The sequence below is a fragment of the Caulobacter sp. 10L414 genome, assembly GCF_056395525.1.
In genome coordinates this window covers 1-25896 of record NZ_JBFTJR010000026.1, presented here as the reverse complement: position 1 = coordinate 25896, position 25896 = coordinate 1, and the positions used below count along the sequence as shown (strand labels likewise).

The 25896-nt window shown below is 69.9% G+C and carries 16 protein-coding genes; 6 read left to right on the top strand and 10 right to left on the bottom strand.

Annotated features, from left to right (window positions below):
• The first annotated feature begins 7 nt into the window (after positions 1 to 7).
• Both AC1DCG_RS12440 and AC1DCG_RS12435 read left to right on the top strand, forming a co-directional pair.
• On the top strand, positions 8 to 334 hold the full coding sequence (locus tag AC1DCG_RS12440; protein ID WP_477028154.1) for a copper-binding protein: 327 nt from the start codon (positions 8 to 10) through the stop codon (positions 332 to 334).
• Between the two features lie 166 nt (positions 335 to 500).
• A complete protein-coding gene (locus AC1DCG_RS12435) occupies positions 501 to 1667 on the top strand; it encodes an alkaline phosphatase (protein ID WP_477028153.1) in 1167 nt (388 codons plus the stop codon).
• Here the strand turns inward: AC1DCG_RS12435 and AC1DCG_RS12430 are convergent.
• Positions 1664 to 2581, bottom strand: a complete 918-nt coding sequence (locus tag AC1DCG_RS12430) for a FecR family protein (RefSeq protein WP_477028152.1) — start codon at positions 2579 to 2581, stop codon at positions 1664 to 1666. The two genes, AC1DCG_RS12435 and AC1DCG_RS12430, sit on opposite strands and share 4 nt — an antisense overlap.
• On the bottom strand, positions 2566 to 3102 hold the full coding sequence (locus AC1DCG_RS12425; RefSeq protein ID WP_477028151.1) for an RNA polymerase sigma factor: 537 nt from the start codon (positions 3100 to 3102) through the stop codon (positions 2566 to 2568). Before AC1DCG_RS12425 ends, AC1DCG_RS12430 begins: the two co-directional genes overlap by 16 nt.
• Before the next feature lie 199 nt (positions 3103 to 3301).
• Here AC1DCG_RS12425 and AC1DCG_RS12420 point away from each other — a divergent pair, with 199 nt between their 5' ends.
• Positions 3302 to 6319: a TonB-dependent receptor gene (locus AC1DCG_RS12420; protein ID WP_477036409.1), complete on the top strand. Its 3018-nt coding sequence runs from the start codon at positions 3302 to 3304 to the stop codon at positions 6317 to 6319.
• On the opposite strand, the gene AC1DCG_RS12415 is transcribed toward AC1DCG_RS12420, so the two are convergent.
• The 7 genes from AC1DCG_RS12415 to AC1DCG_RS12385 all read right to left on the bottom strand — a co-directional run bounded on the left by AC1DCG_RS12415 (position 6316) and on the right by AC1DCG_RS12385 (position 20765).
• Complete coding sequence (locus AC1DCG_RS12415) at positions 6316 to 7320, bottom strand: hypothetical protein (protein WP_477036408.1); 1005 nt, start codon at positions 7318 to 7320, stop codon at positions 6316 to 6318. The genes AC1DCG_RS12420 and AC1DCG_RS12415 overlap by 4 nt on opposite strands.
• A 78-nt stretch (positions 7321 to 7398) precedes the next feature.
• Positions 7399 to 10116 (bottom strand): TonB-dependent receptor, encoded by a 2718-nt coding sequence (locus AC1DCG_RS12410; protein WP_477036407.1) that lies wholly within the window; start codon positions 10114 to 10116, stop codon positions 7399 to 7401.
• 176 nt (positions 10117 to 10292) lie between these two features.
• A complete protein-coding gene (locus AC1DCG_RS12405; RefSeq protein WP_477041507.1) occupies positions 10293 to 17126 on the bottom strand; it encodes a YDG domain-containing protein in 6834 nt (2277 codons plus the stop codon).
• 27 nt (positions 17127 to 17153) lie between these two features.
• Positions 17154 to 18872 carry a ShlB/FhaC/HecB family hemolysin secretion/activation protein gene (locus AC1DCG_RS12400; protein ID WP_477028146.1) on the bottom strand — a complete coding sequence of 573 codons (1719 nt, stop codon included), beginning with the start codon at positions 18870 to 18872 and terminating at the stop codon, positions 17154 to 17156.
• A gap of 144 nt (positions 18873 to 19016) precedes the next feature.
• Positions 19017 to 19661, bottom strand: coding sequence for a TonB family protein (locus tag AC1DCG_RS12395; protein WP_477041506.1), 645 nt, complete (start codon positions 19659 to 19661; stop codon positions 19017 to 19019).
• A gap of 113 nt (positions 19662 to 19774) precedes the next feature.
• Positions 19775 to 20185, bottom strand: coding sequence for a YbaN family protein (locus tag AC1DCG_RS12390; RefSeq protein ID WP_477036405.1), 411 nt, complete (start codon positions 20183 to 20185; stop codon positions 19775 to 19777).
• The gene (locus AC1DCG_RS12385) at positions 20169 to 20765 is read right to left on the bottom strand and encodes a biliverdin-producing heme oxygenase (RefSeq protein WP_477036404.1); all 597 of its coding nucleotides are present in this window, start codon (positions 20763 to 20765) and stop codon (positions 20169 to 20171) included. The genes AC1DCG_RS12390 and AC1DCG_RS12385 overlap by 17 nt, the downstream gene beginning before the upstream one ends.
• Before the next feature lie 267 nt (positions 20766 to 21032).
• Between AC1DCG_RS12385 and AC1DCG_RS12380 the strand changes: the two genes are divergently transcribed.
• The 3 genes from AC1DCG_RS12380 (at position 21033) to AC1DCG_RS12370 (ending at position 25699) form a co-directional block, all read left to right on the top strand.
• Positions 21033 to 21539, top strand: a complete 507-nt coding sequence (locus tag AC1DCG_RS12380) for a sigma-70 family RNA polymerase sigma factor (protein ID WP_205691685.1) — start codon at positions 21033 to 21035, stop codon at positions 21537 to 21539.
• A 77-nt stretch (positions 21540 to 21616) separates the two neighbouring features.
• Positions 21617 to 22609, top strand: coding sequence for a FecR family protein (locus AC1DCG_RS12375; protein ID WP_477028142.1), 993 nt, complete (start codon positions 21617 to 21619; stop codon positions 22607 to 22609).
• 150 nt (positions 22610 to 22759) lie between these two features.
• Entirely contained in the window at positions 22760 to 25699 is a 2940-nt protein-coding gene (locus AC1DCG_RS12370; protein WP_477041505.1) for a TonB-dependent receptor, read from the top strand.
• Between the two features lie 49 nt (positions 25700 to 25748).
• Here AC1DCG_RS12370 and AC1DCG_RS12365 read toward each other — a convergent pair whose 3' ends face one another.
• On the bottom strand, positions 25749 to 25889 hold the full coding sequence (locus tag AC1DCG_RS12365) for an amidohydrolase family protein (protein ID WP_477028301.1): 141 nt from the start codon (positions 25887 to 25889) through the stop codon (positions 25749 to 25751).
• Positions 25890 to 25896: the final 7 nt, after the last annotated feature.

Below are 25896 nucleotides of genomic sequence, written 5' to 3'. Positions count from 1 at the left end.
TAAGCTCATGAAAGTTCTCGCCATCGCGGGCGGCTTTGTCGCCCTGGCTCTTCTCGCCCAGCCGGCCGCGGCCCAGGACGATCACGCCGGTCACGCGGGCCATGCCGCCCCCGCCGCCGCCTCGGTGATCGAGGCCGTCGGCGTGGTGCGCGCGATCGACGCCAAGGCCGGCAAGGTCACCCTGGCGCACGACGCCATCCCCGCCCGCAAGTGGCCGCCGATGACCATGGCCTTCAAGGTCGCCGACCCGGCCCTGCTCAAGGATCTCGCGGTCGGGACCAAGGTCCGTTTCAAGCTGGACGGCCAGATGATCGTCGGCTTGACCGCGCTCTAGGGGCTCGACCGCCCGCAGCGGGTCTCTCCCTCGCCCGCCGCCGGCGTGGCGAGGGCGGCGGATGTCGTAGAGGCGACGCCCGACTGTAACAGTCATTTCACACGAATCCTGCGGGGCAGCGGCTAGAAGGCGCATCGGTTGACGCGATGTTCGCTTGAGGATGCCCATGCTTAAACACCTTCTGGTCGCGGCTTCGCTGTCGCTGGCGGTGTGCTCTCCCGCCCTGGCCCAAGGCGTCTCGCCGACGCCCGCGGCCAAGAGCTCGCAGGCCTCGCCGAAGGCCAAGAACGTCATCCTCTTCCTCGCCGACGCGGGCGGCGTGCCGTCGGTGAACGCCGCCAGCCTGCTGGGCTACGGCGAGCCCCTGAAGCTGCATATCCAGACGTGGCCGAACCTGGGCCTCAGCGAGACCTCGCCGGTCGACCTGTTCGTGTCGGACTCGGCCAACGGCATGTCCTCGATCATGACCGGCGTGAAGACCCGCAACGGCGTGATCAGCCAGTCGCCCGACGCGGTGCGCGGCAAGGTCGACGGCGCGCCGACCAAGACCCTGCTGGAGTATGCCGAGCAGCGCGGCCTGCGCACCGGCATAGTCACCTCCGAACCGATCACCGACGCCACGCCGGCCGCGACCTACGCGCATTCGAACGATCGCGAGAAGTGGGGCGAGATCTTCCCGCAGGCCTTCGCTCCGCGCTTTGGCGACGGCGTCGACGTGATGTTCGGCGCGGGCCGCAGCAAGATCGGCGAGCAGCTGATCGCGCGCGGAAGCGGTTTCGACCAACTGGCCAAGGCCCATGGCCGACCGATCTACGCGCGGCTCGAAGATGCTTCCCCGACCAACGCCCGGCCGGTGGTGGTGGCCGACCAGATCGACGTTCGCGCGGCCGCGCTTCGGGCGCTCGACCTGCTGCAGTCCTCGCCCAAGGGCTATCTGCTGGTGATCGAGTGGGACGCCCACACCGACGACCCCCGCAAGGGCCTGCAGAACATCGTGGACCTGGACAAGCTGATCGCCGAGATCGAAGGCCGGGTCGACCTGAAGGACACCCTGCTGTTGTTCACCGCCGACCACTCGTTCGGCCTGCAGGTCGACGGCGGTCGCCGTGGCGAGCCCGTGCTGGAAGGCTACGACGCCTGGAAGGCCGCGGGTAAGGACGAGGACGTCGTCCGCCTCAAGAACGTGATGGTCAACCGCAGCCATACCGGCGAGGAGGTCGTTGCGTTGGCGACCGGCGCGGGCGCCGAGCGCGTGCGTGGCTACTTCCCCAACACCCACCTGTTCCAGATCATGATGGACGCCTGGGGCTGGAAGCCGGACGCGGCCGACTAGGACAGCGTCCAGCCGCGTCCGTCGGCCTTGGCCGATACGCTGTGCAGGCGAGCGACCGCCCTTGCGAAGGCGGCCGTGTCGCCCGCCTCGAACACGCCGTCGATCTGCAGGCGGCCCAGCGACGGGTTCAGGATCCGCAGCGGCGCTGGGCTGTAGCGGTTCATCTCGGCGACCGCCTCGCTCAACGAGGCGCCGACGAAGCTGATCCGGCCGTGGTTCCAGTCGTCGATTCGCCCGGCCTGGGCGACCAGGATCGGGCCCGGCTCGCCTGTCGGCGCAAGACGCACGGCCTGGCCCGGGCGTAGTCGCACAAAGGCCTGCGATCCCTCCTGCGCGGGACCTGCCGTCACGCCGCCTTCGAGCAGGTCGACCTGGGTGAAGTCGGCCTGGCGATAGACGTTGAAGCGGGTGCCGGTGACGCGGATGCGCCCGCCCTGGCTCAATACGTCGAACGGCGCGCCGTCGCGATGGACGACGGCGAACAGGGCTTCGCCCGACTCCAGCAGGACTTCGCGCCGGTCGCCGCCGAACCTGGCGGTCAGGCGCGTGGCGGTGTTCAGCGTCACCCGCGAACCGTCGGGCAAGGTCACCGTGCGCCGTTCGCCGACGGCGGTCTCGTAGGCGACGGGACGCTGGCGCCAGAGCAGCACGCCGCCCAAGGCGAAGCCCGCGGCCAGCGCTCCGCCGGCGATCAGGCCGCGGCGGTTCAGCGCCGAGTTGTCGGCCTTGGGGGCGTCCAGGGCGAAGTCGGCGGCGTCGAGCTGGCCCAAGGCGTCCCAGACCTCGCCGATCTGGCCATGATCGGCGCGCGGCGACGCGGACGGGTCCTGCTCCTCGCGCAGGCGGTCGGCGACGAAGGCGTCGGCCTCGGCGTCGCGCGGCGGGCCACGAAACGGGATTACTGTTCGAACCATCCACAATCCTTCAGCCTGTAGCGGCAGCGGGCGAGCGCGTCGGCCATCAGGCGCTGGGTCGTCCGCAGCGGGGTGCGCGTGCGGGCGGCTATTTCAACCAGGGTCAGCCCCTCGACGCGATGCATCATCAGCACCATGCGCTGGTCGCGGGGGAGGGCGGCGATGGCGCGCCGCAGCAGGTCGGCGTTCTGCTGCCAGCGCAGTTCGTCGAAGGGCGAGGGGCCCTCGTGGGCCAGGTCCTCGGGCAGTTCGACATGCCGGTCGCCGCCACGGCCCAGTCGTCGGCGCCGCAGGTCGCGCGCGACGCTGTCGGCGGTCTTGAAGACATAGGTGGCGTTGAACTCGGGCGGCGGGACGCCAGCCGCCAGCCGGGTCAGTCGCAGATAGATGTCCTGCAGCGCGTCCTCGACATCGGCGGCGATCAGAAAGCGGCCGAGGTGCCGGCGCAGGCGCGCATCGAACCGCTGCACGAGATCGGCCACGATCGCGGCGGCCGGTGCGGCTGGCTCGGGGGCTCTCATCGGTGGGTCGACGCCGTCAAACATTCGCACTGGTTCACGCCTCTACTTCAAGGAACGCAGCGCTGTCGACATGCCGCCAAATCAGATGGGCCGATGTCATGAATCCATTGCAGCCCGGCCATAGAAGCCGCCCAGCAGCGGGTTCTCATACGGATCGTCCCACATGGGCGGTGGCTGTCGTCACGCTTTTCTTCGGCTCATGGGAAGCGCGGCGCTGTTCGCCGCGATCGCGCCGAGCGCGGCCCGGGCGGGCGATCGCATCCCGACCTTCGACGTGCCCGCCCAGCCGCTGGCCTCGGCCCTGCGCGAACTGGCGCGCCAGAGCCGGGTCCAGGTGCTTTTCTCGGCCAAGGACATGGAGGGGCGGCGCAGCCGGGCCGTCGCCGGTCGTATCGAGGTCTGGCGCGCCTTCGACATGGCCCTGGCCGACGCCGATTTCGAGGCGCGCCGCGTGGACGGCAGAACCTTCGTCATCGCCGCCCAGGCGCGGCCTCGCCTGTCGCACCGGATGGCGCCTGATCCCGAGCCCTTCTCGACCGCCGAGCTCGCGCCGCTGCTGGTGCTGGGGGCGCGCTCGGACGTCGACACCGTCACGCGCCGAATGGCGATCGACATGGCCGAACTCGCGCCCGTGCGCCGCCTGACCCGCGACGACATGGAGCGCGGCGGCGCGCAGAACCTGTCCGAGGCGCTGGGCGACCTGCCGGGCATGACGGTGATCAACACCGGCCGCTCCTTCATCGGCGGCATCGACTCGGCCTCGCGGGGGGAGGGGCTCTACGCCGGCTATCGCGGCCTCAACGCCGAGTACAACCTCACCATGATCAACGGCGTGTCCGTGGCCCAGGGACTGCCGTACTCGCGCGGGGTGCAGTTGAATCTGCTGCCCCCCGGCGCCTTCCAGACCGTTGTCGCCCACAAGACCGGCCGGGCCGACCTGGACGGCGACTTCATCGGCGCGGCGCTGGATTTCCAGACCCCGGGGTCGGCGGATATCTCGCAATCGCCCCGCACCGTCGTGACATGGGGCGGGCGACTGGAGACGCGGGCGCGCGACTACGGACGTTCGGGCCTGGGCGGACAAGTCCAGGTCGAACACAGTCGCCGTTTCGGCGCCGAGGGGCAGGTCGGGCTGTACCTCGCCGCGGCCTATGAGGATCGGGTTTTCCTCAATTCGGAACTGGCCGGCGTGATGGCCGCGCAGAACGACCGGGGGTGGGCGTACGCGGTCTCGGGCTCGGCGGCGGGCGGGCCGGTTGATCCCGACCGGCCGCAGGACAACCTGGTCCAGACAAGCCTCAACGTCGGCGTGTCCAGCGGCGGCAGTCGCCTGCAGAACTATGGGCTGGCGATGGACTGGCGCGTCCGGCCCGGCCTGGACGTGCGGCTGAACGCCACCCACGCCCGCGCCGACACCGAGCAGAACTCGACCTTCAGCCAGGTGGTCAGCGGTCCCCAGAACTGGATCGACGACGGGACGGGCGCCTTTCGACTGTCGGTCCAGGACCTGTCGACGCGGGTCTGGTACGAGACCAATCCCGACACGGTGTCGCTGTCGACCGCCAGCCTTTCGGCCGACCTCGTCTCGGGGCGCTGGCGCCTGTCGCCCTATCTCTTCGCCAGCCATGGTCAAAGCGCCAGGCCCGACCACCTGGAAGCCTCTGCCTGGGTCAACCAGAACGACGGCTACAACACCGGCCAGCTGCCGCGGGCCTTCGGCGGCGTGACCGTGGTCTATCGCGACGGCCTGCCGGTTCCCCAGTGGCCCCGGAGCGTCTTCGACGACCTGAACAGCGCCGGCCGCGTCCTGCTGGCCCGCCGCGCGGGCCAGCGCACCGAGCAGTTCAGCGACCAAGCGCGGTATGGCGGCGGCTTCGGGCTGGCCTTCTCTCCGGCGGCGGGGCCGTGGCGCAGTTTTCGCGCGGGCGCCAAGATCAGCCGGAGCGATCGGGACCTGACCGACCGCAACTGGACCAACGCCTTCTTCGCCGACATCTACCAGAAGGCCGGTCTGACCTGGGAGGCGCTGGGCATCGCCAAAGGGACCTACGCTCAGGTCTTTCCGGGGCTCTACGACTGGTCGATCCCGCGGATCGATCATGATCGGCTGGCGGCCTACTTCCGGGCCAATCGCACGGCCGAGAGCTTCGACAGCTGCGGCGGTCTCTATGTCAACAATCTCAACTGCAACAGCCAGTCGGGCGATGAGACGGTCCGGGCGCTCTACGTCATGGCGACCCGCGCGGTCGGGGGCTGGGAGGCCCAGTTCGGGCTTCGCCACGAGCATACCGAGATCCGCAACCGCTTCTGGGTCCTGCCCGACATCAGCCAGGTCGAGACGGCGGGTGACTGGGGCGCCAGCCGCAGTCGCTACGACAAGCTGCTGCCCAGCGTGAACCTGTCCTATCGTCCCGACGACCGCGGCGTCTGGCGGGCGAGCGCGTGGCGGGCCTACAGCCGCCCGGCCTTCATGCAGTTGGCCGGCGGGGTGAGGACCGCGACCGTCGATGGGGTGACGACCGTGACGCGCGGCAATCCTGACCTCAAGAGCGCCGACGCCTGGAACTTCGACCTGTCGCACCAGCGCTGGCTGCCCGGGGGCGGCGTCCTGGGTCTGTCGGCCTACGCCAAGCACATCGACCACTACCTGTTCGAAAGCGGCTCCAGCTTGGGTGTCGAGGCGATCGCGGAGGAGGCGGCCGTGCGCGTGGTCACGCCGCGCAATGGCGGGCGGGGGCGGACGCGCGGCCTTGAGGTCGAGTGGTTCCAGCCCCTGGGCGACCCGCTGGGCCTGGACGGTCGGGCCAGCCTGGACGTCAACGCCAGCCGACAGTGGTCCCGGGTCGATCTTGGGGCGCGCCTGGGGCGCTGCCAGCCGATGATGAGCGCGCCCGAATGGCTGGGCAACGCCGAGCTGGCCTACAGCCGGGGCCGGGCGTCGGTCTATCTCAGCCTGAACTACACCGGGGCCTATCTTTCCGCCTACGACATCCTCGGCGCGGAGGGCGACTGGGACAATCAGTGGGTTCGTCCCGTCGCCAGGCTGGACGGACGCCTTCGATGGCGGCTGGACGAGCGAACCCGGCTCGACCTGATCGCGACCAACCTGACCGGAGGCTACAGTTATTGGGCGCATGTCGGTCGCGACAGCACCGCGCTGTCGGACGTGGTGGATTCCGGACGGCGCGTCGTCGTCAGCCTGCGCAGCGTGTTCTAGAGCCCCGCCGCGCGCAGCGCCCGTTCCAGGCCGGCTTCGCCCTCGGTGTCCAGCAACCCCCTGATCCTGTCCGCGCCCAGCCGCTCAAGCGCGGGGTTGCGCAGGCGAGTCCGGTAATCCGCGCCGTCGGCGACCGGGTGGCCGAAGCGCGAGGCCAGCCGGGCCAGGCCCGCATCGGCGGCATGGACGGCCGCCTCGGCGTGAAGCCAGTTGTCGTCGGCGGCGTTGCCGATCAGGCATTCGCGTGTCGGCGACACGGGATGCTCCCACTCGACCCGTGCGATGATCGCCGCCGCGTGCAGCCAGTCGGCCACCTTCCGCTGGTCGTCGCCGACCGGGGCGGCGTGGGCGCAGGCCTGGGCCAGGATCACGGCCGGCGGCAGGCGCCGGGCCATGGCTTCGGCCAGGCCCAGCACGTGATGCGCGCCGGCGCCGGCGATCTGGCCTTCGTGGGCCAGGGTGCCGTCGTCGCGCCAGGTCAGGACCAAAGCCTTGGCCCAGTCATGCCACAGCACCGCGCCGGTCAGGACGTCCCGGTCGACGCGAACGCCGCTCTCGGCCTCGTAGAGGTCGGCCAGCGCCAGGCCGGCGCGCAGGTTGAACGTCTCATGCGCGACCAGGCCGCCCGGCCAGTCGTGATGCGAGCCCGCGTTGCCGCCCGGCGCTCTGGAGATCGGTTGCGGCAGGGCGGGGCAGTCGGGCGTCTCGGCCAGCGGAGGAAAGACGGCGCGATGCTGCTGCTCCGCCTGCGCGGCGTCCGTCGGCGGGGGCAGCAGGCTTTTCTCGCGCAGGCGTCGCAGGATGCGGGCCTCGTCGGCCTGGGTGAGGCCGACCCGGTGGCGCACGCAAGGCTGCGGCCGCAGCGCGTCCAAGGTCTCGTTGCGCAGGTGCTCTTGAGCAAGGCCGCCCGCCGCGACGCGCAGCCGCTCCAGCGCCTCGGCGGTTCGCGGCGCCGGAACCGCCTGGGCGGCGAGGAGGAAGGCGGTCAGCGCGCCGATCATGCGGACCTCGTCCGTTTGTCAGGAAAAAGCAAAAGGCCCGGCTCGCGAGGGGAGGGCGAGCCGGGCCTTGGCCGACGCTTAGAAGTCGTACTTCAGCGTCAGCAGGGTGGTGCGGCCGGAATTGACCACGTCGGAGATGGCCAGGCTGTTCTGGCCGACATGGGACCAGTAGCTGTAGTTCTTGAACAGGTTGGACACCGACAGGTCGAGCACCACGCCGTTGCCGAAGTCATAACCCGCGTGCAGGTCGGTTCGACGGGTCGGGCGGGTCCAGTAGTCGAGGCCAGCCACGCGGTTGTAGGCCATGACGGTCTCGCCCGCGTAGTTCCAGTTCAGGTCGACCGTCAGGGCGCCCAGCACGTAGTTGAGCTTCAGGTTGGCCAGCTCGTCCGGCGCATTCTGCATCCGCTTCTTCTCGCCGCCGCCGATGTCGACCTGCGTCCACTGGCGGGTGTAGTTGGCGCCGGCGCCGAAGCCTGACAGCCAGCCCGGCAGCATGTCGAACTTCTGGTAGAGCTGGATCTCGACGCCCTTGACGTGGCCTTCGCCGCCGTTGGTCGGCGAGACGATGGTCACCCGGTCGAAGGTCTCGCCGTTGTACTGCGTGCCCCCCGTCGACTGGCCGCCGTTCACGGTGGTCGAGCCGTTGTCGTACATGTAGTCCGACAGGCGCTTGTAGTAGACGCCGACCATCGCATAGCCGCCGACGCTGTTGCGCCACTCGCCCGAGGCGTCGAAGTTCCAGGACTTCAGCGTCTTCAGGTCGGGATTGCCGCGGGTGACGGTGATCGAGTTGTCGCCGCGCGTGGTGGTTTCCGAACCGCCAAGCTGGACCAGGGCCGGGCGCATGTAGGCCCGGGTGATCGAGGCCCGGTACACCGCCTCATCGCTGGGGCGATAGTTGGCGAACAGGCTGGGCAGCCACTCGTTGTACTTGGTCGAGTTGGTCTCGAAGCGCCGGGCCTTGCTGTCGTTGTTCCAGTAGGTGTTCTCGATGCTGGTGTGCTCGTAGCGCAGGCCTGGAATGACCTCGAGCGCGCCCATGTCCCACTTGCCGGTCACGTAGGCGGCGGCGACGTTCTCGTCGCCCTTCAGCGTGTTGCAGTTGAGGTAGCAGAGGTCGGCCGCGGCGGCGCTGGCGTCGAAGTACTGGCGGAACAGCGAGACCAGGCGGTCGTGGTTCACCTTGGGCGCGCGGATGTCGTAGAGGCCCGGATAGACCGAGTCGAAGTAGCCCGAGATCAGGCCCAGCTCGTTCCACGTCACGCCCGGCTTGCCGAGTAGGTTGGCGAAGTGGTCGTTGGTCCAGTCGTGGCTGGTGACGCGGCGGTGGCTCTGGACGTACTTCACGCCGGTCTTGATGTAGGAGAGCGCTCCGTCGTCGAAGTCGCGCTGGACGTCGAAGCGGCCGCCGAACTTCTGCTGGTTGGAGAACTGCTCGGTCAGCTGGCCCGCCCGGCGCGCCAGCAGGGCGGTCCCGGAATTGTTGATGAGGTCGCGCTGCGCCTGGGTCAGGAGCGGCATCGGATAGCCGTCCTTGTTGTAGCCGATGAAGAGGCCGCTGTAGGGCGTAAGGAAGCCCGTGTTGAAGCGGTCGGACTGGTTGTTGCGGACCGAGGCCTCGATGTGGTCGGGACGGTCGTTGCCGCCTTCGGAGTAGAAGACCGACGGCGACAGGGTCCAGGCGCCGTGGCGCTTGATCCCGCCCAGGGTCACGGTGCTGAGGTCGGCGTCCTCGGGGTTGGTCGTGTACCACATCCGGACCGACGAATTGGTCAGGTTCAGGTCATAGAGGCCGGTGGCGGCGTTGAAGACGCGGGCGCGGTTCTGGACGAACTGGTTGAGGGTCGAGTTCTGCTCGGTTTCGGCGAAGGCGTAGGAGCCGCGCAGATAGAGATCCAGGCTGTCGTCCGGGCGCCAGTCCAGCGAGAAGTTGCCGCCATAGCGCTTGGTGTGGCCGGTCGAGACGCCGACGTTCAGGCCGGTCAGGGCGAGGTTCGCCTCCTTGTCCATGCCGGTCGGATTGACGCCTTCAGCCGAGTCCGTGGCCGAATGCAGATAGGCCCAGCCGCCGTCGTTCTGGGCGTTCATCAGGGCCGCGACCATCGAGTTGGCGAAGGTGCGCTTGTCGTAGAAGGCGCTGACATAGAGGCCGAACTGGTCGTTCTGGCCGAACCGGCTGGCGATCTCGCCGCTGATGCCGCCGCCCAGGCCGTCCTCGTCATAGGTGCGGGCGCGGCTCTCGACGCGACCGGCGACCGACAGCGAGGCGTAGCCGTCGCGGAAGCTGAAGGCCGAGGGGGTGATGAAGTCGATGGTGCCGCCGATGGCGTCGCCGTCCATGTCGGCGGTCGAGTTCTTGTTGACCACGATGGTCTTCAGGCCCGACGGCGGCAGTAGCGACAGCTGCACCTGGCGCGAATAGGGCATGCCCTGGGCGACGTTGACGCCGTTGATCAGGGCCAGGGTGAACTCCGAGTTCATGCCGCGCACGCCCACGAACATGCCTTCGCCGCGCGAGGCCCCGTCGACGCCGCCGAAGAACGAGTTGCCGGTGTTCTGCACGCTGATGCCGGGCAACAGGGCCAGGGCTTCGGCGACGTTGTGGACCGCGGTGTGCTCCAGATCGTCGGCCGACATCACGCTGACGGCGTTGTCGCTGGCCATCTGGGTGCGCATGGCGTCGTTGCGGGTGGCGACCACGGTGATGGCGGAGACCTCGGCGGAATCCGCCGTGGCGACGGGCGCGTCCTCGGCGAGGGCCTGGCTCGCGCCCAGCAGCGAGAAGAGCGCCATGGACGACGCGAGAAGCTTGGTTTTGAACGATAGCGTTTTCATCGACCGCAGGCCCTGAACCGGAGCAGAGATGCTCCCAAGCTCAAGGGACGCGGCGCGGCGCGAGGCGCGCCGGAATTTTATGAATACTTCACAGTCGGCCGAACGGTTTCGCCCGTCCGGCCGATGCGCCGCGGCTAGGGCAGGGCCGCAACGACCCTGCCGTCGGCGGCGCCGGCGGCCTGTCGTGGGCAGCCTTCGCCTTCGCAGGCCGGCCCCGTGGTCTCAAGGTTGGGTTCCGGATCCCAGTCGAGCGTGAAGTCGGGCGACTGGGTCACGTGCTTGAGCATGATCGAGCCTTCCTGCTCGATGGCGGGCAGCCGCTCGATCGTGAAGACCGCGCCGGTGAAGGTCAGGTCGTAGTTGGCCGACAGACCCAGGGTCCCCCGCGAGATCGCGTAGTCTCCCGGCGCCTCTCCGGCCGCCCGCGCGAGCAGGCCGCTGAACGAGTCGCCCGTGGCCAGGGACCCGACGGTGATGCGATAGGTCAGGGTCGGGTCGACCTGGCCGAACGGCTTGAACTGGCCGTCGGCGGACACCGTCACCTGGCGGCGCAGGATGTCGGCCAGATCGCCGCTCACCGCGCTCAGATCGTAGTTGGCGGCGTCGGCGCCGGCCAGCGTGACGCCGGAGGCCGTCACCGCCTTGTCCGAACCGGCGTTTCTGTCGGCGAAATTGTAGGTCCCCGCCGCCGAAACGGTGTCGCCGGTGACAAGGCCGGTCAGGGCTATCGATCCCGTGGCGGTGGTCGCGCCGTCATAGGTCTTGTTGTCGGCGGTCAGCGCGCCGGTGATGGACTTCTTGAGGATGTCGGCCTGCGCAGTGGACACGCCCGACAAGGTGTAGTTGGCGGCGTCAGCGCCGGACAAGGTCGTGCCCGAGGCGGTGACAATCTTGCCGCTGGCGGCGGTCTTGTCGGCGAAGGCGTAGGTTCCGCCGGCCGAAACCGTGTCGCCGGCGACCACGCCGGTCAGCCCGATCGACCCGGTGGCGGTGGTCGCGCCGTCATAGGTCTTGTTGTCGGCGGTCAGCGCGCCGGTGATGGACTTCTTGAGGATGTCGGCCTGCGCCGCAGATACGCCCGACAAGGTGTAGTTGGCCGCATCCGCGCCGGACAGCGTCGTGCCCGAGGCGGTGACCGTCTTGCCGCTGGCGGCGGTCTTGTCGGCGAAGGCGTAGGTCCCGCCGGCCGAAACCGTGTCGCCGGCGATCACGCCGGTCAGGGCGACGGACCCGGTGGCGGTGGTCGCGCCATCATAGGTCTTGTTGTCGGCGGTCAGCGCGCCGGTGAGGGTCTTCCTGAAGATCTCGGCCTGGGCGGCAGCCAGCGGCGCGAGCACGTAGTTGCCGGCGTCTGCGCCCGAGAGGGCGACGGCCGATGCCGTGACCGTCTTGCCCGCGCCGGCGTTGCGGTCGTCGAAGGTATAGGCGCCGGCGGCCGAGACGTCGTCGCCGGTCACCACGCCGCTCAGGGTGATGGCGCCGGTGGCGTTCGTGGTGCGATCATAGGTCTTGTCGTCGGCGGTCAGCAGGCCGCCCAGGGTCTTCGGGTCGATCCGCAGCGAGCCCACGCCGTAGGCGAAGCCGTAGTTGAGGTCCGAGGTCAGGCTGCCGCTGGCGGTCAGGACATAGGTCCCGGCGTTCTTGCTGGTCGCGCCCGAGACCACGGGCGTTCCCGACCAGGCGTCGGCCGCGGCGTCGCCGTTCTGCAGGCCGGTCACCGTCGCCGAGACCGACGGGATGGCGCCGTTGTAGGTCACGACCTGACTGACCGGCGTCACGCTCAGGATCGGCTGGTAGGCGTAGACGAAGCGGTTGCCGGCGTTGGGCGTCAGCGCGAAGGTTTCGGCCGAGAAGTCGTAGGCCGAGCCGTAGAAGGACTTTCCCGCCAGGCCGCCCAGGCTGTTGCCGGCCGTGGAGCCGGTCGGATCGCCGAAGGCCTGGGTGTAGATCAGCCAGCGCCCGCCGGCGTTGGTCGCGCTGACGGCGTCGGCGCCGCGTCCATTGGCGAACACTCCGTCGGAGGCCAGGATCACCGCGTCGCCCGCGCCGTCCGCCGCCACCTTGCCGTTGGCGGAGAAGGCCATTCCGCCATGCGAGGCCAGGGAGACGGTTCCGGTGCTGTGCACGGTTCCGTCGATGGTCAGGGCGTGATCGTCGATCAGCCGGAACCGGCCGCCGACGTTGCTGAAGTCGCCGAGCTGGACCACCTGGTTGGCCGCGCCGAAATCGGCGCCGCCGACCGACGAGCCCGTCAGTCTCTGGGCCGTGATGATCCCTGTCGCGGCCTGGCTGATGCTGCCGCCCGAGCGCAGGTCCACGGTCTGGCCCGTCGCGGTGATCGGGCCGTCGATGTCGAAGGCCGTCGTGCTGTTGAACGCAAAGCCGCCGGCGGCGACGCTGACGGCGTCAAGCCGGGCCACCTCGTTGACGCCCAGCAGCGTGACGCCGGTTCCCGAAACGACGCCCAGCGAAGCGGCCTTCAGCACGCCCTGCTGGGCGATGTCGGTGGCCGCCTCCAGCGACAGCGCGCCGCTGGCCTCGATCACGCGGCCGGGCGCAGCGTCGCCAAGGCGCAAGGCCCCGGACCCCGAACTGACCAGGAGGTCGCCGTCGACATCGGCGGAGACCAGCCGCGTGTCGCCGCCGCCCCTGACCTCGGAGGCGCCGCCCGCCGTCAGCTGGCCGATCGTCAGCGGGCCGCTGGAGACGACCACAGTGACGGCGTCCCGGGCGGCGAGGGTCGTGAGGGTCGTGTCGGTGCGATCCAGGTGGACCCCGACCTTGCCGTTGGCGCTCGAGGCCTCCACCACCGTGCTGGCTCCCGCCGAGGTGACCAGATTGGCCGTGGTGACAGCGCCGGGCGTCGCCGCGCCGAGGGTCACGTCGCCGTTCGCAGATTGCACGAGCAGGCTGTTGCTGCCGGTTCCGGTCAGGACCGCCGCGCCCAATCCGGCCGCGCCGGTTGCGGCGGAGACCTCGATCAGGTCCGCGGCCTTGGCCGAGACGAGGGTCATGCCGCCGACGCTGGCGGTGGCCCGGACTTGCCCGGTCGCGGCGTTCAGCGCGCCCAGCTGGCCGCTGGCGGCGGTTACGCGAATGTCGCCGTTGTCGCTGGTGATGTCGCCGCCGGTGACGCCGCCCACCGCGGTGAGGGTGATGTCGCCGCCATAGCGCATGGAGGCGCCCGTGAAGTCGAGGTCGCCGACCTTGTCGTCGATCGTCCAGTCGCCGGCCTTGGCGCCCAGAGGGCTGAGGGCAGCGATCGAGAACCCGCCGCCGGCCAGGACATAGTCGCCGCCGACCGTGACGTCGCCGGCCACGTTCACCTGTCCGGTTCCGCCGTCCAGGGTCACCGATCCGTCGCCGGCGACCGTGTCGAGCGCGACACCCTGGCCGCTCACGTCGATGTCGCCGTCGCCCAGCCCCGAGCCGGCGCTCAGTTGCGCCAGGCCCAGGACCGCGCCGTCCTGGGCGACGATGGTCAGCTTGCGGTCGGCGTGGATCGCCGCGGTTCCCAGGTCGAGGTCGCCGAGGGTGTCGGTGATGGCGACGTCGCGGATGACGCCGTTGAACAGGGTGGGGGTCAGGGCGTCGCCGAGGAAGGCCTGGGCGGTGATGGCGTAGTCGCCGCCGCTGGTGATCGTGGAGCCGGTCTCCAGCGAGCCGCCCATGGCTTCGATCGTGATGTTGTAGGCGGCGATCTCGTCGATCTTCAGGTCGCCGGTCTTCTGGACGACGGTGGCGCTGCCGCCGATCGACGCGCCGACCAGGGCCACGCCGTTGGTGGCCGAGTCGATGTTGACCACGGCGTCGCCGTCGAAGGACAGCACCTGCAACCCGCCCAGGCCGCCGCTGGCGGCGTTGGTGTCGACATAGTTGGCGGCGGTGATCGAGGCCTTGTCGTCGGCGCCGAAGGTTGCGGTGTTGGCCGCCAGCACGACCACGCCGTCCGGCGCCTTGGCGCCGCGCAGCGTCGCGTCACCATAGAGCGAGGCGACCACGACCGTCTGTCCGGCCTCGGCCAGTTGCACCGTGAGGTCGGTGTCCATGGCCGAAGCCTCGAGCATGCCGCCGGCCGTGACATGGCCAAGCTCGACCGCGCCGCCGATCAGCTCCAGGTCGCCGTCGCTGGAGATCAGGCTGGCCAGGCGGCCGTCCAGCAGGCCGTCGGTCTCGACGTGCACCAGGCCCCCGCCGTGAACCGACCCCGTGATCGTCAGGTCGCCGCCGGCGTCGTAAAGGCTGACGTCGCCGCTCGCGGCGGTGACCGTGCCGACGGTCATCGCGCCGTCCAGCACTTCCGCATAGACGTCGCCGGTCGTGGCCGTGAGCGCGCCGAAGACGCCTGGGCCGCTGGCGATCGTGATGTCGACGTCCGCGCCCTCGACCGTGTCGATCGCCGCGCTGGTGTCGAGATGGACCATGGCCGAGCCGTTGGTCGACTTCACCTCGGCCGTTCCCGCGCCGCCGCCCGAGCGGGTGAAGACGTTGTCGGAGGTGATCGCCGTATAGTCGGGATCGCCCAGGACGGCGTTGCCGGATGCAGTGACGCGCAGATCACGGGCCGCGCCCGCGCCGGCCAGGTCGGCCTTGCGCAGGATGGCCTGGCCGCCGAAGGACTGGACGGTGATGTCGTCGCCGGCTGTCGCCGAGGCCAGGTCGATGTCGCCCGCCGCCATCACCGTGACGTCGCCGCCGGCCGCCAGGTCGTAGGCGCTGGTCAGGATGTCATAGGACTCCAGCCGCAGATTGCCGCTGGCTGTCAGGGCGCCGGCCAGCGCCAGGCCGCCGTCGGTGTCGATGATCGTCAGGTTGCGGATCGTTCCGCCGGGGGGCAGCGCCGCGCCATTCCAGTCGCGCGCCTTGGCGGTGTAGTCGCCGCCGCCCAATGTGACGCTGGTGGCGTTGATCGTGCCGTTCGTCGCGTCGAGGTAGGCGCTGAAACCCTCGATGACGCCGACGTCGAAACCACCGTCGACGACGATCCAGGCCGTGCCGACCGTGTTGCTGGCGGTCACCGAGGTCAGGCCGCCGCCGGTCAGGCTGTCCAGGAACACCATGGCGTCGCCGCCCGACGAGGTGACGTTGATTGTTCCGGCGCCGCCCGTGCGGTTGACGTAATCGGAAGCGCCGATGCTCAACGGGGTGTCGGCGCCCAGGGTCGCCCTTCCCGTGGCCGAAATCGTGAGATCGCCGCCGCCCGTCATCGAGGCCCTGCGCAGGGTCGCTCTGCCGGACAGCGCCTGGACGAGGGCCGATCCGCCGGACGACAGGGAAATGGCCGCGACGTCGCCGGTGGTCGCCGTCAAGGTGGCGTCGCCGCCGGCGGAGAGCAGGCCGCCCAAGCCGGTGTTGACGGTCAGGCCGGTCGCACCCGTGAGGTCGAGGTCGCGTGTCGCGACGATCTGGACGTCCGAATTCACGGTCAGGTCGCCTGCCGTGGTGGTGATGGCGATGTCGCGCCCGCCGATATCGCCGGCGACGGTCAGGGCCTTGGCATTGTTCAGCACCACGTCGCCGGTCAGTGTCTGAACGTCGCCGACCTGATTGATCATGTTCGCGCCGGTCAGGCTGACGCCCATGGCGGCCTCTGCGGCCAAGGCGTTGGCCGTGACCACGCCCAACGTCTGGTTCAGGGCCCCGGTAGCCGAGGTCAGTGAGACCGTGCCTGCGGCGCTGTAGGCGCCGGTCAGCGCCAGGTTTCCGCCGCCGGTCCAGGTCAGGTTCCTGCTTGACGAAGCCGAGGTCAGGGTCGTCGAAGTGGCGGCGCTGACGGTGATGTCGCCGGCGGTCGAGCCGCTTCCCGTGGTTTCCAGCTGCTGGGCGGACACCGAGCCCGTGGTCGAGCGAAGCAGAATGTGGGAATCGTCGCTTCCGGTTCCCAGGGTCCTCAGGCGAGAGCTGGCCGACGAGCCGGCCGTCACGTTGCCGTCGGCGGTGATCTCGATGTCGTCGCCGGCGTAGATCCGGTTGGTCAGCAGCGCCGAGGTCGTGGCTGTCAGATAGACGCTGCGCCCGGCGTCGATGGTGCTCACGAAGACCTGGGGCGCGCTCAGGGTCAGGTCGCGCGCCGAGTTGCCGAGGGTCAGCGAGGCTGATCCGTTGCTGGTGATCAGGATGTCGCCGGAGGTCGTGGTGGTGGCGGCCCCGACCGAGCTGTTGTTGTWCGATGAGACGGTGACGCCGGTGGCGCCGGTGATCTGGGTTACGGTCGCGCCGGCGCCGCCTGCGGTGACCGTGGCCGCGCCGCTAGTGGCGGTGACCTCCGAGGCGGTGATCGAGCCGGATGTCGTGCTCACCTGAGCCGTCGCGCCGTACACCGTCTGGGCGCTGAGAGCGCCGCTGGTTGCGCTGAGCACGACGTTGCCCGACGCATCGACCGAGGCGCTGGTCGCCGAACTGACCGTGGACAGCCGGATCAGCCCGTTGGACGCCGCACGAAGCACGGCCGTCGGATCGGCGGCGTTGACGAAGTTGGCGTCGATCAGGCCCGTGCCGCCAGCGAAGACGAAGCCGCCTGCGCTCATGGTCGCGCCGGGCGAGACGATCACGCCTTGCGGCGAATAGAACCAGATGTTGCCGCCGGTCGCCGCCCCGACCCTGCCGGTGACCGTGCCGCCGTTGTCGATGGCGATCTGGCTGGTCGTCTTGTTCAGCACGATGTCGCTGGAGGCGTTGAACTGGAACTCCAGCGTGTCGCCGCTGCTGACGTGCAGGCTGGACCAGTTGATCACCGTCCGTGAGGCGTTCAGTTGCACCTGCAGGGTGATGGGGTCGGCATAGGTGATCAGCGGCTGCGAGCCGCCCGAGGAGACCGTGATGTCGCCGGCCCCCGGAATGGTCGGGAGGGTCCCGGCCGAAGCGGGCTCTGCCAGCATGGCGGCGACGCCGCACAGGGCCGAGGCGGCCAGCAGCTTCGTCCGGCGCGGCGAACGGGGGGCGGGGAAACGGGTCGGAAACTGGGTCATGGAGAGCGCTCCGGAGACGTCAGCGGGCTAGAACAGGGCGGCGGACAGCGAGACCAGCACGCGCGAGGACGGCGCGTCGCCCGTGCCAAACGGGCTGTCGAAGGGCTTGGCCCAGGTCAGGTCGAGCGCCACCCGCGAGGTCAGCTGCGCCCGTACCCCGACCCCGGCCGAGGTGAGGTCCAGCTTGCCGGCGCCGACGCCCAGGTTCGTCAGTTCGGCCAGGTCGTAGAAGGCGTAGGGACGCCAGGCGGCGCGCCCGCCGTTGAAGGGCAGGGGGACGGTGCTGAACTCCAGCGAGGCCGCCAGGGCGCGGTCGCCCGACGCCGACGACGGGTCGTAGCCGCGCCCGATCGTCAGGTTGCCGACGCCATACTCCTCGTAGGACAGCAGCGGATCGTCGGTGTGCTGCCAGACGACGTTGAGCTTGCCGATCACCGGCCCGGCCAGGCGGCCGCCGATCTCGCCCTCGGTGCGCACCACCGTGGCCTTGGGCTTGCCCAGCAGGCGCGAGGCCGAAAGGTCGCCATAGCGACTGGCGCCCAGGCCGTTGCTGCCCTGGCGCACCTCGAACACGCCGGTCATGGCCACCGAATGCGAGGCCAGGCTGGCCGGGGCGTAGTGGCCGTCCAGCCGCAAGAAGAACACCCGTAGGTGATCCTCGGTCAGGGTGGCCATGCCGCCGCCGAACTCGACCTTTTGGTCGATCCAGTCGACGCCGACGCCGATGTTGAGGTTGCGGTTGCGGTGGCGCGTCAGCGGATAGGTCAGGCGAACGCTGCCGGCGAAGGAGTCGCCTTCCAGGTCCAGCGGCTCGAGAACATCGCCCGGCTTGGTCCAGCCCCAGGCGCCCGACAGGTCGGCGGTGAGGCCGTCGGCCCCGATATAGAAGCGTTCGGCCACCTGGATGACCCGCTGCTCGTCGCTGGACAACGTGCCGTAGCCCAGGATCGAGGTGCGCTCGCCCAGCGGGGTGAAGCCGTTGAGATCGAGGCGCGCCAGGGTCAGGTCGCGGCCGACTGTCTTGGAGCCGTAGTTCTGGGCGACCACCGAACCGTCGACGGCGTCGCGGGAGATGGCGACTTCCAGGTCCAGCGCGCCGCCGCCTTGCGGTGACGGTTTCAGCGCCGACTGGATGCGCACGCCCGGCACGTCCGACGCCAGCAGCAGGTAGCGCTGGGCGACGTCGAGGTCGAACGGCGCCATGCCGCGCAGCTGGTTGAGGAACCGCACGACCTGCTTCTGGGCCGGACCCGCGTCGCCGCTGTAGTTGACCGATCCGATCCGCGCCTCGACCACCGTCAGGGTCAGGCGGCCATCGGCGATCCGCTGCTCGGGAATGACCACGTTGGCCAGCACGCCGCGCCGCAGATAAAGCGACGCCACCCGGTCGCGGATGTCGCAGACGACGCTGAGCGGAGCTTCGCGACCGATGTACTCGGCATAGGTCGAGACCAGGGCCTGTTCGGAGACGGCCAGGCCGCCGGAGGCGCCGCCCTGGAAGTCGACCGCCTTCAGCGTCACCCTGATGGGGCTGTCACGGAAGGCGCAGGGACCGGCCTCGACGCCCTTGAACAGGTCGCCGCGCGGCGCGGCGGCGATCGGGGCGGCGTTGGCCGGATCCAGTTCCTGGCGGGAGGGCAGGGCGATCTGGGCGTCAGCCGACGTGGCGGTCAGCAGGGCCGTGGCCAGGCAGGTCACGATGCTCGCGCCCAGGACGGCGCGACGCACATCCAACAAGACTTTCAAGCCCCACCTCCGCCCTACCGCGCGACATCGCCCTCAAGCTAGGCGTCACTATGGTAGAAAAACGTGCGTTGTAACACCGCTTCGCAATCTTAAGGCGTCGTGGCGGGAGCGCCGACGCCCGCGATCCAGGCCGTCCGTCGGGGTTCAGGGCCGCGCGATGAAGAACTCGACCGGGACGACCAGCTCCACTTCGTCGGGGCGGTCGGCGGGAACCGGGGGCAGGGGCTGGGCGCGTTTGGGGGTGTCCACGGCGGCGCGATCCAGTTCGCCGAAGCCCGACGAGTGCTCCAGGCGCGACCACAGCACCTTGCCGTCCCGGCTCATTCGAAAGCGCACGTGGGCTACGCCCTGCTGTCGCCGGGCCTGGGCCGCCGGAGGGTAGCGGCGCTTCTTTTCCAGCGCGGCCAGGACCTGGCCCTCCCAGGTGGCGACCGCGTTGCTGGCGGCGCGTTGGGCGACGGGCGCGGGCTGGGTCGGCGGAGCCGTCGTCTGGGGCGCGGCCGGTCCGGGATCGACGGGCGAGGCGGCGCGCGGCGGCGTGAAGAACACCGGCTCCGGCGCAGCCAGGGCTGTCTTGACGGGGGGCGGCTTCGGCTGCGTTGGCCGCGCGGCCTGGCGTTCCTGCTGCTGCGGGCCGGGCGGAACCTCCAGCTGGGGAACCGGCGGCGAGGTGGTCTCAAGTTCCACGATCATCGGCGCGGCGGGGGGCGGCGACACGAAGGCCGGAGCGAACCCGCCGAACAGGATCGCGCCGGCCAGGGCCGCGTGCAGTCCGACCGACAGCRCCATGCCAGCGGCGGTCCGCGAGCCGCCTCGGCGAGGCGCGCGGACCGCCGCGAGGGGCGCTGCGATGGGAAGATGCTCGAACGGGCCGGCTTCCTGTCTGGCCAGGGCGATGGGCTTCACCCCTGCGCGCCCCGCGACGGGCGCGAGACCACATAGGCCGCGCACAGGCCGATGATGGCGGCCACGAGCAGCAGCAGCGGCCATCTGGGATGGGCGCCCCACCAGAAGATCGCCAGGCCCGCGGCCATGCCGCCGCAGGCCATCAGCTTGGCGGCCGGCGGGATGGCCCGGTCGCGGCGCCAGGCGCGCAAGGTGGGGCCAAAACGCGGATGGTCCAGCAGCCAGGTCTCCAGCCTGGGCGAGGACTTGGCGAAACAGGCCGCGGCCATGATCAGGAACACCGTCGTCGGCATCAGCGGCACGAAAGCGCCGATGAAGCCCAGCGCCACGCAGACCACGCCAAGGACCAGCCAGATCCAGCGGACAAGGCGCGGTCGCTGGTGGGCGTCCTCAGGCGAAGGCGTCATCGACCAGTCCCCGCACCCGACGGAACGCGGCGGCGGCGCCGTCGACGGCGCGGGTCTCCTCGATGTCGCCGAAGGCCAGGCCGTCGAGGGCGGCGACGAAACCGCGCCAGTGGCGGCCTCGGCCCTCGGGATGGGGCGCCAGGTGACGGGCCCCGAAGGTCTCGTCGAGGCCCAGGGCGGCTGCAGCTTTCAGCAGGAAGGCCGCGCCGAGATTTGAGCCCTCGGCGACGTACAGCCAGCCGAAGGCCTCGGCCGCGTCGACAGGGCCCTGGCCGAAGACCGGCGGCGTCGAGGCGCTCGGCGCGGGCTGGCCCAGGTCCTGGATGTCCTGGGCGATCAGATCCAGCCGCCGGCGCTCAGGCAGGTCCGGAACCAGGGCCACCAGGGCGGGGTGGGTGTAGAGGGCGTCGATCTCGCGGTGGAAGCCCCACTGGGCCTTCAGGAACCGGCCGTAGCGGTCGCGATCGCGAAACGGCTCCAGCGACATGATCCGGCTGTCGAGCTGCTCGTGGGTGGTGCTGGTGCGGGCCTTCAGCCGCTTGGCGCGGGACGGATCGTTGATCGAGACGTGTGCGTTCATGGGGCCTTCCGGAGCTTCGGGGCGCGCCGGCGATCGCATCGCATTCGCGCCTCACGAGGGAATGACGGTTCAGGCCCGCCGCTTTCCGAAAGAAAATCGCACGAGCGCTCCGATCTTTTCGCTTCCGTCGGCTTCGCGGGCCTGCGTGCCAGGGATCGCGACGCAAAACAAGCCTTGTTGCGACTTATTCTCAAGTGCTAAGGGCGCGTTCCGGCGTCGACCGCCGGTGGCGCGCCCGCGGTCCGGGCGTTTTCGTCTGGCGGGCGCGTGACGCAGAAGAAGATGATCCGCTCGCACTACCAGGCCCACCGCGACGGGCTGGTCCGCTATGTCCAGGCGATCACCGGCGACCGCGACCAGGCCGAGGACGTCGTGCAGGAGGCCTATCTGCGACTGGGCCAAGCTCTGACCGGGCGGTTGCTCGACGACCCGGGGCGTTATCTCTTCCGCATCGTGCGCAATCTGGCGCTGGACGGGCGCCGGCGGGGGCGACGGGACGGCCGCCTTTATGCCGACGACCCCGATCCGCTGATCGAGGGCGCGCGCGACGAGCAGCCTTCTCCCGAAGCCAGCGCCCTGGCGCGCGACGACTATGAGCGCCTGCTGGCGGCGATGGCCGAACTGCCCGAGCGGACGCGGATCGCCGTCGAGATGCACCGCCTGGGCGGGGCCAAGCTGCGCGAGATCGCCGCCGAACTGGGGATATCGACCTCGGCGGCGCATCAGCTGGTGGTCGACGGCGTGGCCCACTGCCGCGACCGGCTTCGCCGCTGAACCGGATTTCTGGAAAAACCCGATGCTCGAACGTCGATTGCAACGAACGGCCGCGCGGGCCGGAGGAACCTGACCGAATGGCCGAGCAAGACGTCACGCGCGCGGACGCCGAAGCCCTGGAGTGGTTGCTGGCCCTGCAGGAGGAACCGCAGGACGCCGACCTCGTCGCGCGCTTCGAGGCCTGGTGCGCGGGCCATCCCGACCGGGCCCAGGCCTGGGACGAGATCGTCGGCGTCTATGGCGCGATCGGTGACGTTGCGCCGGCCCATGCCGAGCGCTGGGCGGGCCTTCCGGGCAGCGTGGAGCGCGTGGTCGCTGGCCGGCGTCGCGAGCGCCGCGCCACGCCCCCGGGGGCTGGCCGGCGGCGACTGGTCGCGACCTTGGCGGCCTCCGCCGCGGCGCTGGCCCTCGCCGTACTGACGCCTGGCGCGCTCGTTCGGTTGCAGTCGGACTATGTCACCGGCGTCGGCGAGGTGCGGGAGGTGCGCCTGGAGGACGGCAGCCTGGTCAGCCTGGCGCCGGAGTCGGCGCTGGCGGTGGACTATTCGGCCGGCCGGCGGGATCTGCGGCTGGTCAAGGGGCGGGCGTGGTTCGACGTACGCCACGATCCTTCGCGGCCTTTCAGCGTGGCCTCGCGCCAGGTGAGCGCCCGGGTGCTGGGCACGGCCTTCGAGGTCGACGCCGATACGCCGGGCGTCCAGGTGCAGCGCGGGCTGGTCGCGGTGAGCTCGCCTCGGGCGCCGAGCGCGGGGCGCGTGCCGGCCGGCCGCGGCGTCGCCCTGGACAGCGACGGGCGCTTCCGGCGCGCGGCGGTGGATCCCAACGCCGTGGCGGCCTGGCGGGACGGCCAGCTGCTGGTCGAGAACGGCGCCATCGGCGACGTCGTGCAGGCGCTCGGGCCATGGACGCGCAACCTTGTGCTGGTGCGGGGCAGGGGGCTGTCCGAGCGCCGGGTCACGGGGGTCTATAACCTGCGTGATCCGGATGCCGTGATCCGCGCGCTGGCCCAGGCCTACGACCTGGAAGTCACCCAGGTGACGCCCTGGGTCCTGGTGCTCTCCGAACGCTGACGGCTCCAAGGCGCTGTTTCGCAAGGGAAATCGGACCTTCGCGAAAATCTCGAACTTTTTTCGGAAAAAGCCGGTCCTGCGTCGTCGATTGGGAAGAATGGATTGCACATGCGTCGCAATCTATAATTTTTCGCAAGTTCGGAGACGGTCGTGGGGTTTTCCAATCGAGTGCGTACGGGCGGCCGGCAGGCGGCGCTGGCCGCGGCGCTGATGCTGACGACGGCGCTGGCCGGGACGGGCGCGGCCGTGCCCGCCTTCGCCCAGGAAAGCGCCCAGCGCGCCTATGACATCCCCGCCCAGTCTCTGCCGTCGGCCCTGATCGCCTTCGGCCGCCAGTCGGGCCTGCAGGTCAGCGTTCCGGCCGCCTTGGCCAAGGGGCGCACCTCGGGCGCCGTCGCGGGTCGCCTGTCGGCCGACGAGGCGATCAGCCGTCTTCTGGCCGGCACGGGCCTGACCTACCGCATCCAGGGCGACATCCTGACCCTGTCGCCGGCCCCCGCCGCCGAAGGCGCGACCCAGCTGGGCGCGCTGCGCGTCCAGGGCGACGTCGCCGGCGCGGGGCAGGGCGGCCCGTCCGGCGCGCCCTTCGCCGACGAGGAAAGCGATCAGGCACGCGGCGACGCGGTCTATTCCAAGGCGCGCTCCTCGGCCTACATCGCCCGCGAGACGCTGGAGCGATTTCGCGGCACGTCGGTGGCCGACATGGTCAAGGGTGTGGCCGGGGTTACGGCGGGCGACCCGCGCTCGGCCAACGCGCTCGATCTCAACATTCGTGGCGTGCAGGGCCAGGGCCGCATCCCGGTCGTCATCGACGGCGGCCAGTCGACCATCGACACCTATCGCGGCTATGCGGGCCAATCGCAGCGCAACTATCTCGACCCCGACCTGATCAGCAGCGTCAGCATCACCAAGGGGCCGAGCCTGGACGCCAACGCCTCGGGCGGCATCGGCGGCGTGGTGGTGATGGACACCCTGAAGGCGGCCGACATCCTGCGCGCCGGCAAGGACTTCGGCGTCCGCGTCCGCGCCGGGATCTCCGACGCCAGCACCAAGGACCTGCCCGCCTGGAGCGCCTTCCAGAACCCCAGCCGCAACGACATCACGCGTCCGGGCAGCCATTTCTACAACCTCGCCGTCGCCAAGAGCTGGGACCGGTTCGACCTGGTGGCCGCCTATGCCAAGCGCGAGAACGGCAACTACTTCTCCGGCTCGGAGGGCTACGAGGACTTCCCGACGGGGCGCGGCCTGCTGGCGACGCTGAACCCGGCCAAGACCGAGGTGTTCAACACCTCCAACAGCTCCGAATCCTTCCTGCTGAAGGGAACCTGGAAGATCAGCGACGATCAGGTCCTGGAAGCCGGCTACCGCCACTTCGACGGCCGCCAGGGCGAGATCATGGCCTCGCAGATCATCCGCGTGAACCGCGAGCGCGTGCCGCAGTGGGCGCTGGGCCACATGGACCTCGACGCCTATAACCTGCGCTATCGCTACCGCCCCGCCAACGACCTGATCGACCTGAAGGCCAACCTCTGGCTCACCAAGGCCGAGAGCCTGGCCTACAACGGCCTGACCGGCGTCACGCCCTGGTTCCTCGACCGGCCGACCCAATGGTACGACGGCCCGACCTTCAACACCGAGGACGGCTATCGCGACGCCTATTGGAACGAGCTCTCCATCGAGCGGTTCGGCGGCGACGTGACCAACACCTCGCGGGTGTTCACCAGCCTTGGTCGGCTGGACTTCACCTACGGCGGCTCGTTCACCAGCGAGGACATCAAGCCGGGCCCCAACTCGCCGATCCTGGAAGAGGACCTGCGCAACAACCGCTACCTGCGCAACGCCGAGCGCAAGGAGTACAGCGTGGTCGGCTCGGTGACCTGGGCTCCGAACGACCAGTGGGAGCTGACGGCCGGCGGCCGGTTCAACCGCATCGACATCCGCGACCGCAACCGCACGGCCACCGAAGGGCCCTATGAGGTGATCGGCCGCTATCGCGACACCACGTTCTATATGCCCAACCCGACCCGGCCGGGCGCGCTGACCAGCGTGGCGCGCGTCTACTGGTTCCCGGACGCGCAGGGCGCCTTCACCGAGGCCTCGCTGCTTGCCTCGCCCTACGAGAAGGGCACGGTGGGCGACATCAAGGGCTGGACGACCTATCGCGCCGACGCGCCCGAGGACCTGGAAGGCCCGACGTCCTGGACCTGGTCCAAGCCGATCCGCCGCAAGGCCGATGCGTTCATGCCGACGGTCAGCGCCAGCTACAAGCCCACGCAGAACAGCCTGATCTACGTGAAATACGCCGAGGGCGTGAAGCTGCCCAGCCTGTTCGAGTCGACGCTGGGCCTGTTCACCGCCGCCAAGCCGACCGACGACCTCAAGCCCGAGCGCAGCAAGAGCTGGGAAGTCGGCRCCAGCATCCTGCAGCGCGATCTCTGGAAGGCGGGCGACCGCGGCGCGCTGAAGGTCGCCTATTTCGACACCCGCATCCGCGATCTGATCACCCGTGACTATCGCACCCTGTCGGCGGGCCTGATCCGCAATGTCGACAGCTTCAACGTCGAGGGCGTGGAGTTGCAGACCTCGTACGACATGGGCCGGGTGTTCGCCGACCTGTCGGCTCACCGTTACTTCAAGGCCGAGACCTGCGCGCCCGACATCGCCGCCGAGCGCCGGGCCTATGGCCAGCAGCGCGGCATCGATGAGCTGATCAACACGCCCGACTGCGTGGCGGGCGGCTTCGAGGGTTCGTACACCAACACCCAGAACCCGCCGAAGTACAACGTCAACCTGACGGTCGGGACGCGCCTCTTCCAGGAGCGGCTGATCGTCGGCGGGCGGATGGTCGCCAACTCGGGTCCGATCAGCAAGCTGGACAAGGAGTGGAACGTCGGCCTGTCGGCGATCCAGCAGCTCTATCGCAAGGCCACGGTCTACGACCTCTTCGCCACCTACAAGGTGACCGACCAGGTGACGCTGGACGCCAATCTCGACAACGTCGGGGACGAATATTACCTCGACCCGCTGTCGCTGGCGGTGGTTCCGGCGCCCGGGCGCACCCTGCGCCTGGCTTTGACCTGGCGCTACTGAGGCCGCGCGTCGCGGCGGTCTGGCCCTGTTCCGGCCGTCGCGCGCAAGCCTAGCCGCGCCCGTCGATCCAGGTGCGGACGACGTTGCGGTGGTCGTCGAGGAGGACGAGGTCGGCGGCCATGCCGGGGGCGATGGTTCCGCGTTGGGCGGCAAGGCCCAGGAAGGCGGCGGGGGCGCTGGAGGCGGTCATGACGGCC

Coding starts and splice junctions, on each gene's coding strand:
- AC1DCG_RS12375 (WP_477028142.1), top strand. CDS start 21,617: ATGGCCGAGCAAGACGTCACGCGCGCGGACGCCGAAGCCCTGGAGTGG.
- AC1DCG_RS12410 (WP_477036407.1), bottom strand. CDS start 10,116: ATGGCGCTCTTCTCGCTGCTGGGCGCGAGCCAGGCCCTCGCCGAGGAC.
- AC1DCG_RS12390 (WP_477036405.1), bottom strand. CDS start 20,185: ATGACGCCTTCGCCTGAGGACGCCCACCAGCGACCGCGCCTTGTCCGC.
- AC1DCG_RS12430 (WP_477028152.1), bottom strand. CDS start 2,581: ATGGTTCGAACAGTAATCCCGTTTCGTGGCCCGCCGCGCGACGCCGAG.
- AC1DCG_RS12435 (WP_477028153.1), top strand. CDS start 501: ATGCTTAAACACCTTCTGGTCGCGGCTTCGCTGTCGCTGGCGGTGTGC.
- AC1DCG_RS12440 (WP_477028154.1), top strand. CDS start 8: ATGAAAGTTCTCGCCATCGCGGGCGGCTTTGTCGCCCTGGCTCTTCTC.
- AC1DCG_RS12425 (WP_477028151.1), bottom strand. CDS start 3,102: ATGAGAGCCCCCGAGCCAGCCGCACCGGCCGCCGCGATCGTGGCCGAT.
- AC1DCG_RS12420 (WP_477036409.1), top strand. CDS start 3,302: ATGGGAAGCGCGGCGCTGTTCGCCGCGATCGCGCCGAGCGCGGCCCGG.
- AC1DCG_RS12415 (WP_477036408.1), bottom strand. CDS start 7,320: ATGATCGGCGCGCTGACCGCCTTCCTCCTCGCCGCCCAGGCGGTTCCG.
- AC1DCG_RS12385 (WP_477036404.1), bottom strand. CDS start 20,765: ATGAACGCACACGTCTCGATCAACGATCCGTCCCGCGCCAAGCGGCTG.
- AC1DCG_RS12365 (WP_477028301.1), bottom strand. CDS start 25,889: ATGACCGCCTCCAGCGCCCCCGCCGCCTTCCTGGGCCTTGCCGCCCAA.